Source organism: Corynebacterium sp. HMSC034H07 (assembly GCF_001815175.1).
Classification (GTDB): domain Bacteria; phylum Actinomycetota; class Actinomycetes; order Mycobacteriales; family Mycobacteriaceae; genus Corynebacterium; species Corynebacterium hiratae.
Genome location: NZ_KV819523.1, coordinates 217,322 through 224,235, shown reverse-complemented (window position 1 = coordinate 224,235; position 6,914 = coordinate 217,322). Strand labels below are relative to the sequence as shown.

The 6,914-nt window shown below is 62.7% G+C and carries 11 protein-coding genes and 1 pseudogene; 5 read left to right on the top strand and 7 right to left on the bottom strand.

The window, feature by feature from the left end; genetic code table 11:
- The 7 genes and pseudogenes from HMPREF3009_RS05735 to HMPREF3009_RS05705 all read right to left on the bottom strand — a co-directional run.
- A pseudogene (locus HMPREF3009_RS05735) lies at window positions 1-281 on the bottom strand (HNH endonuclease); the annotation flags it as partial.
- Window positions 282-373: 92 nt separating this feature from the next.
- Entirely contained in the window at window positions 374-940 is a 567-nt protein-coding gene (locus tag HMPREF3009_RS05730; protein ID WP_070680607.1) for an Asp23/Gls24 family envelope stress response protein, read from the bottom strand.
- Window positions 933-1,511, bottom strand: coding sequence for a DUF6286 domain-containing protein (locus tag HMPREF3009_RS05725; protein WP_070680604.1), 579 nt, complete (start codon window positions 1,509-1,511; stop codon window positions 933-935). The genes HMPREF3009_RS05730 and HMPREF3009_RS05725 overlap by 8 nt, the downstream gene beginning before the upstream one ends.
- Window positions 1,508-2,392: an Asp23/Gls24 family envelope stress response protein gene (locus tag HMPREF3009_RS05720; protein ID WP_232760982.1), complete on the bottom strand. Its 885-nt coding sequence runs from the start codon at window positions 2,390-2,392 to the stop codon at window positions 1,508-1,510. The genes HMPREF3009_RS05725 and HMPREF3009_RS05720 overlap by 4 nt, the downstream gene beginning before the upstream one ends.
- Window positions 2,392-2,586: a hypothetical protein gene (locus tag HMPREF3009_RS05715; RefSeq protein ID WP_010189668.1), complete on the bottom strand. Its 195-nt coding sequence runs from the start codon at window positions 2,584-2,586 to the stop codon at window positions 2,392-2,394. Before HMPREF3009_RS05715 ends, HMPREF3009_RS05720 begins: the two co-directional genes overlap by 1 nt.
- 32 nt (window positions 2,587-2,618) lie before the next feature.
- A complete protein-coding gene (locus tag HMPREF3009_RS05710; protein ID WP_070680601.1) occupies window positions 2,619-2,924 on the bottom strand; it encodes a hypothetical protein in 306 nt (101 codons plus the stop codon).
- Window position 2,925: 1 nt separating this feature from the next.
- On the bottom strand, window positions 2,926-3,423 hold the full coding sequence (locus HMPREF3009_RS05705) for an Asp23/Gls24 family envelope stress response protein (RefSeq protein WP_046648480.1): 498 nt from the start codon (window positions 3,421-3,423) through the stop codon (window positions 2,926-2,928).
- A 648-nt stretch (window positions 3,424-4,071) separates the two neighbouring features.
- Here HMPREF3009_RS05705 and rpsJ point away from each other — a divergent pair.
- The 5 genes from rpsJ to rplB are packed head-to-tail and all read left to right on the top strand — an operon-like array spanning window position 4,072 to window position 6,909.
- Window positions 4,072-4,377: a 30S ribosomal protein S10 gene (gene rpsJ / locus HMPREF3009_RS05700; RefSeq protein WP_003848085.1), complete on the top strand. Its 306-nt coding sequence runs from the start codon at window positions 4,072-4,074 to the stop codon at window positions 4,375-4,377.
- A gap of 35 nt (window positions 4,378-4,412) precedes the next feature.
- Window positions 4,413-5,069: a 50S ribosomal protein L3 gene (gene rplC, locus HMPREF3009_RS05695; protein WP_010189651.1), complete on the top strand. Its 657-nt coding sequence runs from the start codon at window positions 4,413-4,415 to the stop codon at window positions 5,067-5,069.
- On the top strand, window positions 5,066-5,728 hold the full coding sequence (gene rplD, locus HMPREF3009_RS05690; protein WP_010189650.1) for a 50S ribosomal protein L4: 663 nt from the start codon (window positions 5,066-5,068) through the stop codon (window positions 5,726-5,728). Before rplC ends, rplD begins: the two co-directional genes overlap by 4 nt.
- Complete coding sequence (rplW, locus tag HMPREF3009_RS05685) at window positions 5,728-6,033, top strand: 50S ribosomal protein L23 (protein ID WP_042529293.1); 306 nt, start codon at window positions 5,728-5,730, stop codon at window positions 6,031-6,033. The genes rplD and rplW overlap by 1 nt, the downstream gene beginning before the upstream one ends.
- A 39-nt stretch (window positions 6,034-6,072) precedes the next feature.
- Window positions 6,073-6,909, top strand: coding sequence for a 50S ribosomal protein L2 (gene rplB / locus HMPREF3009_RS05680; protein WP_010189648.1), 837 nt, complete (start codon window positions 6,073-6,075; stop codon window positions 6,907-6,909).
- Window positions 6,910-6,914: the final 5 nt, after the last annotated feature.

The window sequence follows — 6,914 nt, the reverse complement described above, 5'->3', positions numbered from 1 at the left end:
AGGTTCCAGGCGTCGAGGGTTTTCTTTACTTTTGAAACATAGGTTTCAATCAGTGTGAGGGTGCTCAGGCTGTGGCGTTGGGCAAGGGCTGCTGCACGTGCTTTCTTTTGCTTACCGGTGTAGCGGGTGGGGCCGAAGTACACCTGGTGCAGGCCTGCGAGTTCGGTGGCGTCGGCTGGGTCAGCGCCGAGCGCGCGAAGCTCATCGGGTGTGCCAGGTATATGCTCCACCAGCGCAATCCCCGAGTTGCGGAGGCGGAGGTAGGTTTCGATATCCCCCATGGGCACAGAGACTAAAACAGCACTCCCGACCCCGCAACCGGAAGAAGAAAAACCCTGCTCGCGAGTAGTTTTGTGAGCAGGGTAGGTGGTATCTAGAGGACCGCGTTGCGCACCTTCGTGAAGTGGACCTTGTATCGCGTATCCACATCCACGTCAGGGAACGCGGCACGGAAGTCCCGGTCGTTGACTTCGATGGCGTCCTTGATTCGCAGCAACGGGGTATCGGGATCTGCCAGGACCTCGTACTGCAGAGTCGGCCGCGAGCGGTCGTAGGCGACGAGCCGCGAGACCTTCTCCACGCCCTCAACCTCAGCGAGGGTATCCGCCACCGCGCCTGCAATAGCGGACATCTCAGTTTTAATCGCGCCCTCCTCATTCGATTGTTCCGAAGATACCGAGCTAAACCGATGGTGCCGCAGGTTGCTGATCACAAGCCACAGACCGGCTAGGGCGCAGACAATCGTCGCCAAGCCCAGCGCATAGGGCCACCAGCCCTGCTCCGGTAAGCCCGCCCATGTGTCGTGGTCAACCCACGTTGCCAGGTAGGTGGCAAAAGACACGTCGAAGTGAATGAGAATCGGCCACGCGCCCAGAGCAATGAGAAGGACTCCCACAATGGCAAGGATCGTACGGTCCACGCCGGCAAGCGCCTTAGACATTAGCGATCTCCTCCTGTTCATCCTCAAGCACGACGGTGATGTCCGGAGCCGGGGTAATGGCCGCGAGTGCCGCGGTCACTGCCTCAGTTACGCGCTCTTTAAGCTGCGCGTCGTCGGCATCGCCCGTCGCAGTCACCGTAATGCGCGCATGGTCCTTAGAGATCCGCGCCCTACTACGCGCCGCCGTGGTTCCCGGCACCCGACGCGCCGTTGCCGACGCCACCCGCGCAATGTCCACCGCGCGCAACCACATCGACGCATCCTCGGAGCCAATCCGCACGTGCGTTCTCTTCCGCGGCGCACACGCCGCCCACAACAAAAACAGTCCGATGAGGATGGCCGCACCGCCGGCCACCAGCATCCACCCGTGGATCTCCGGGGAGGACATCACATCGATGAACGGCTGCAACCACGACGCAGCGCCCTCATCGGCACCCACGACCCAGGCCTCACGCCCCACGACCACGGCGGCGACGAGCAGGACGACGCCCAGGATGATGGTCCAGCCGCGCGCCGGCGGGGAGGCCTTCGGGCGTTGACCAAAGCCAACGGGCAGGGAGCTCTCACTCATAATGGCCTCCTATCGTTGATCGTGATGGCGCGCAGCGGCGCCGGGCGCGGGACGTCTACCCGGCGTGTGAACTGGGCCGAGGGCCGAATCTCAATCGGGCGCAGCTGGAGCGGCTCGGCGTGCGGGGAGCGCAGCGCTGGTGCCTGTGGAACGTCCACGTGCCGCGGCTGGACCGGGCGGGGAGTAGTGATGCGGCGCAACGCGAATTCCTGGGGCGACGCCACCGAACGAACGTTGACGGGCGCGGGGTCAGCAATAACGCGCAGCGGCCGCGGCGCTGCCGTAACGATTGGCCGAAGCTCGTCGTAGCGCTGCTCTGAAGGGCCGAAACCTTCCGTGCGAACCGCAACCTCGGATGGCGCGGCAACACCCCGCACCCGCGGTCCCTCCGGTGCCGCCACGGCACGTACCGTAGCCTCGCGTGGGACCTCGATGTGGCGCACGGGCGCGCCGTTCGCGGTGGTGATGGGTTTGAGGACACGCTCCGGAACAATCGCCGGGATCTGCGCCGGCAGCGGCGCCCGTGTCTCGACCGCCAAGGCAGTCGTGCGTTCGCCTGCCACGGCGCCACCCACGGTGACGTTGACGCGGGTGGTCCGGAAACCGGTGAAGTCACGCACGGCCTCTCGTATCGCGGTGCGAACGGCCGCCGCAACGTCGGTGACGGGGGAGGGCCAGTAGACGGCGATATCGACGTCGACAGCCACCATCTGCGTATCCGGATCCATCTGCGCCATCACGCGCGGAAAGGCGCGGCCGGCCAGGCCGGCAAGTTTGGCGTCGACAGCCGCGGTTCCCGGCACACTCGCGATGGCGGAGCTAATCACCTTCTCCATCGCGCGCAGAGAAAAGCGGGTGCGGCCGTGTTTGGCGGTGCTCACTAGCCTCGGCCTCTATCCTGGCCGACCACGCCCTTCCATACCGCAGTGAGGTCGATGCGGCCGTCGAAATGCGCGCCAATCACGCCACCGACTGCGGCGAGCAGCACCGCGAGCGCGACGTACCACACGCCGAGGTAGATGAAAAAGGCCAGAACCAAGCCGGCGATCACGCCGAGGGAGGTGTAATTCTTCATGGTTTTCCTTTAGTTCTGTGGGTCGGTTCCTTTTAGACCGCGTCGTCGAAGACAACGTCCACGCGGCGCACCGCGGGCCAGGTGGCGCGGACGGTGGTGCGGGTGGCGTCGCCAAGCTCGGTGAGGGGAACGCCAGCGCTGACATCGACGACGATGTGCAGCTCCAGGTGCGTGTCATCCTGCGGGCGGGGGCGGCGGATGCCGTGCACGCGCTCACCGGGGAAGAGCAGCGCGACCTCCCCGAACCGGCCGGGCGAAAGCTTGGCGACGCCCCTCAGATCCGTCACCGCCTCCGCTATGGACGTGGCAATGGGGAGGGTGAGCTCGGCAGAGGTCACGTTATGCCTGGCCCTGGGTAACTGCCGGGGCCGTTTCGGCGGACTCGTCTTCTTCGCGCGGCAGCTTGACGTCGTGGACGACGACGTCGACGCGATCGACGGACAGACCGGTCATGCGCTCGACCGCATTCATGATGTTGCGGCGAATAGCCTCGGCAAGCTCGTGGATGGCCACGCCGTACTCGGCGATGATAGCGATATCAATGGAGGCGGTGCCGTTGTTCACCTCGACGGAAACACCCTGGCGTACGTCCTCGGAAGCACCGAAGGATTCACGGATGGAGCCCATCATGCGGGCGCCACCGCCGCCGAGCGCGGCGACGCCGGAGACCTCGCGGGCAGCGATGCCGGCGATCTTGGACACAACGACATCATCGATGCGGGTGGTGCCGAAATCGGTCTCCAGGTTCTTGTTGCGCTCCGGGGCAGGGGCCGGGGTGGCGTCGTTAGCCGGGGCGGTCTGCTCGGCGACGTCCTTGGGGGTGGTGTTCTCAGCCATGGTGGATCCCTCTCACTGTGTAGTTGATGTAGGTCTGTATCTACGCCACGAGCTTAACCTCGAACGCGGTCCGCGGGGCGGCGGAGAGTCAATCCTTGGCCAAAACGTGATGTTACCCACTGTTTCCGCAGGAGTTTGGAAAACGCGAGGTTACGTGCTTAAATACAGGGGTTGCTTTAACACAGCGGCGTAGCCGCAGGCTTCAGCCTGTAGGGCGTCGTTGCTGGTAAGGCGAACATGACACCTTTGTTGTGGAGTTCTTCTGGAACTACACGCGAAGGTCATCCGATCGGGCTAGGTCCGCGCTTGAGCAGAGACAATCCCGAGAAGATGGACCGGAGAAGGGGCATGGCAAATAAACAGCGGCAGTATATGAATAAGACTTTGGTTGCGGATCATTGAGATCTAACGCCCCAGTCTTCTTCCTATTTACTTTGACTACGGGTCTTGTACCCCGTCACGAGCACTGCACTCTGGGCTTTTGCCTTAAGTCACTCTCGTGGTCGTCATGACAGTCAGACAACTGGCGTTGAGCCATGGCTTCCAGCCCGGACAACGTTATAGAGAAATCGAGAAGCAATTTCCCACCGCTTCACGCCCCGGATAGGCCGGGAATGTGAAAGTGGGGAAGCGAGGAAGAGGATAAGCGTGGCGGGACAAAAAATCCGCATTCGGCTGAAGGCCTACGACCACGAGGCCATCGACGCTTCTGCTAAGAAGATCGTCGAGACCGTTACCCGTACGGGTGCTCGTGTTGTCGGCCCGGTGCCGCTCCCAACCGAGAAGAACGTATACGCCGTTATTCGTTCTCCGCACAAGTACAAGGACTCTCGCGAGCACTTCGAGATGCGCACTCACAAGCGCCTCATCGACATTCTCGACCCGACCCCGAAGACCGTTGACGCCCTTATGCGCATCGACCTTCCGGCAAGCGTCGACGTGAATATCCAGTAAGCGATCGACACAACGTATTTGGTGGAGAACAAACAATGAGTGAAAACGAGATCAAGGGAATTCTGGGCACCAAGCTCGGCATGACCCAGGTCTTCGACGAGGAGAACCGCGTTGTGCCGGTGACCGTCGTCGAGGCTGGCCCGTGCGTGGTTACCCAGATCCGTACGAAAGAAACCGATGGCTACAACGCCATCCAGATTGCCTTCGGCGAGAAGGACCCGCGCAAGGTCAACAAGCCTGCAACCGGTCACTTCAAGAAGGCTGGCGTGACCCCGCGCCGTTACGTCGCTGAGATCCGCATGGACGATACCTCCGCATACGAGGTCGGCCAGGAGGTCAAGGTGGATATCTTCGAGGGCGTGTCCTTCGTCGACGTCACCGGCACCACCAAGGGTCACGGCTACGCTGGCGCCATGAAGCGCCACGGCTTCGCAGGCCAGGGCGCTGCCCACGGTAACCAGGCTGCTCACCGCCGCGTTGGTGGCATTGGTGGCGCTTCGTTCCCGGGCCGCGTCTTCAAGGGTAAGCGCATGGCTGGCCGCATGGGCCAGGACCGCGTGACCACCCAGAACCTGAAGATTCAGAAGATTGATGCCGAGTCCAACCTGCTGCTCATCAAGGGTGCTATCCCGGGTGCGCGCGGTGGCCTCGTCACCGTTAAGACCGCAGTGAAGGGCGGTGCACACGCATGAGCAACCTCAAGCTAGACGTCCAGACCGCTGACGGTAAGACCAACGGCACCGTTGAGTTGCCGGCCGAGCTCTTTGACACCGAGGCATCCATTGCTCTGATGCACCAGGTTGTCAACGCACAGCTCGCTGCCGCTCGTCAGGGTACCCACAAGACCAAGACTCGCGGCGAGGTCCGCGGCGGTGGTCGCAAGCCGTTCCGCCAGAAGGGCACCGGCCGCGCCCGTCAGGGCTCCATCCGTGCTCCGCACTACACCGGCGGTGGCACCGTGCATGGCCCGGTTCCGCGCGACTACTCCCAGCGCACCCCGAAGCGCATGATCAAGGCTGCTCTCTACGGCGCACTGTCCGACCGTGCACGTAACGAGCGCATCCACGTCATCGAGGAGCTCGTCCCGGGTCAGACCCCGTCCACCAAGCAGGCCAAGGCTTTCATCGAGCGCCTCACCGACCGCAAGAATGTTCTTCTGGTCATCGGCCGCGAGGACATCAATGCTCGCCGCAGCGCCAACAACCTGCCGAACGTCCAGATCTTGGACGCCGGCCAGCTGAACACCTACGACGTTCTCTACTCGGACGACGTTGTGTTCTCCGTTGAGGCTCTGCACACCTTCGTCGAGCGCGCTACCGGCGCCGCCGAGGAAGCTAAGGAGGAGAAGTAATGGCTAAGCTCGCTAACCCGCGCGACGTCATCATCGCACCGGTTGTGTCCGAGAAGTCCTACGGCCTGATGGAGCAGAACGTCTACACGTTCTACGTCTCCACGGACTCCAACAAGACCCAGATTAAAGATGCCGTCGAGCAGATCTTCGGCGTGAAGGTTGCTTCCGTGAACACCGTGAACCGTGCAGGTAAGCGCAAGCGCACCCGCACCGGCTTCGGTCAGCGTAAGTCCACCAAGCGCGCCTACGTGACGCTCCGTGAAGGCAGCGACTCCATCGACGTCTTCGGCGGTTCTGCTAGCTAGCAGAACGGCTTAAAGAGCCGATAAGGAAAAGGAAGAATTATGGCTATTCGTAAGTACAAGCCGACAACTCCGGGTCGCCGCGCATCCTCCGTGTCCGAGTTCGAGGAAATCACTCGCTCGACCCCGGAGAAGTCCCTGCTGCGCCCGCTGAGCAAGACTGGTGGTCGTAACAACTACGGCCGCATCACCACCCGCCACATCGGCGGTGGCCACAAGCGCCGTTACCGTCTCATCGACTTCCGTCGTACCGACAAGGACGGCATCCCTGCAAAGGTCGCTCACATCGAGTACGACCCGAACCGTACCGCTAACATCGCCCTCCTGCACTACGCAGACGGCGAGAAGCGCTACATCATCGCCCCGAAGGGCTTGAAGCAGGGCACCATCGTTGAGGCTGGTCCGAACGCAGATATCAAGGTTGGCAACAACCTGCCGCTGCGCAACATCCCGACCGGTACCACCATCCACGCTGTGGAGCTCAAGCCGGGCGCTGGCGCTAAGCTGGCTCGCTCCGCTGGTGCCTCCATCCAGCTGCTGGGTAAGGAAGGCAAGTACGCCATCCTGCGTATGCCGTCCTCCGAGATCCGTCGCGTCGACATCCGTTGCCGCGCCACCGTCGGTGAGGTTGGCAACGCCGACCAGATGAACATCCGTTGGGGCAAGGCCGGCCGTATGCGTTGGAAGGGCGTCCGCCCGACCGTCCGCGGTGTCGTTATGAACCCGGTCGACCACCCGCACGGTGGTGGTGAGGGTAAGACCTCGGGTGGTCGCCACCCGGTGTCGCCGTGGGGCCACAAGGAAGGCCGCACCCGCAACCCGAACCGTTACTCGAACAACATGATCGTGCGCCGTCGTCGCCCGAACAAGAAGCGCTAAGAGGA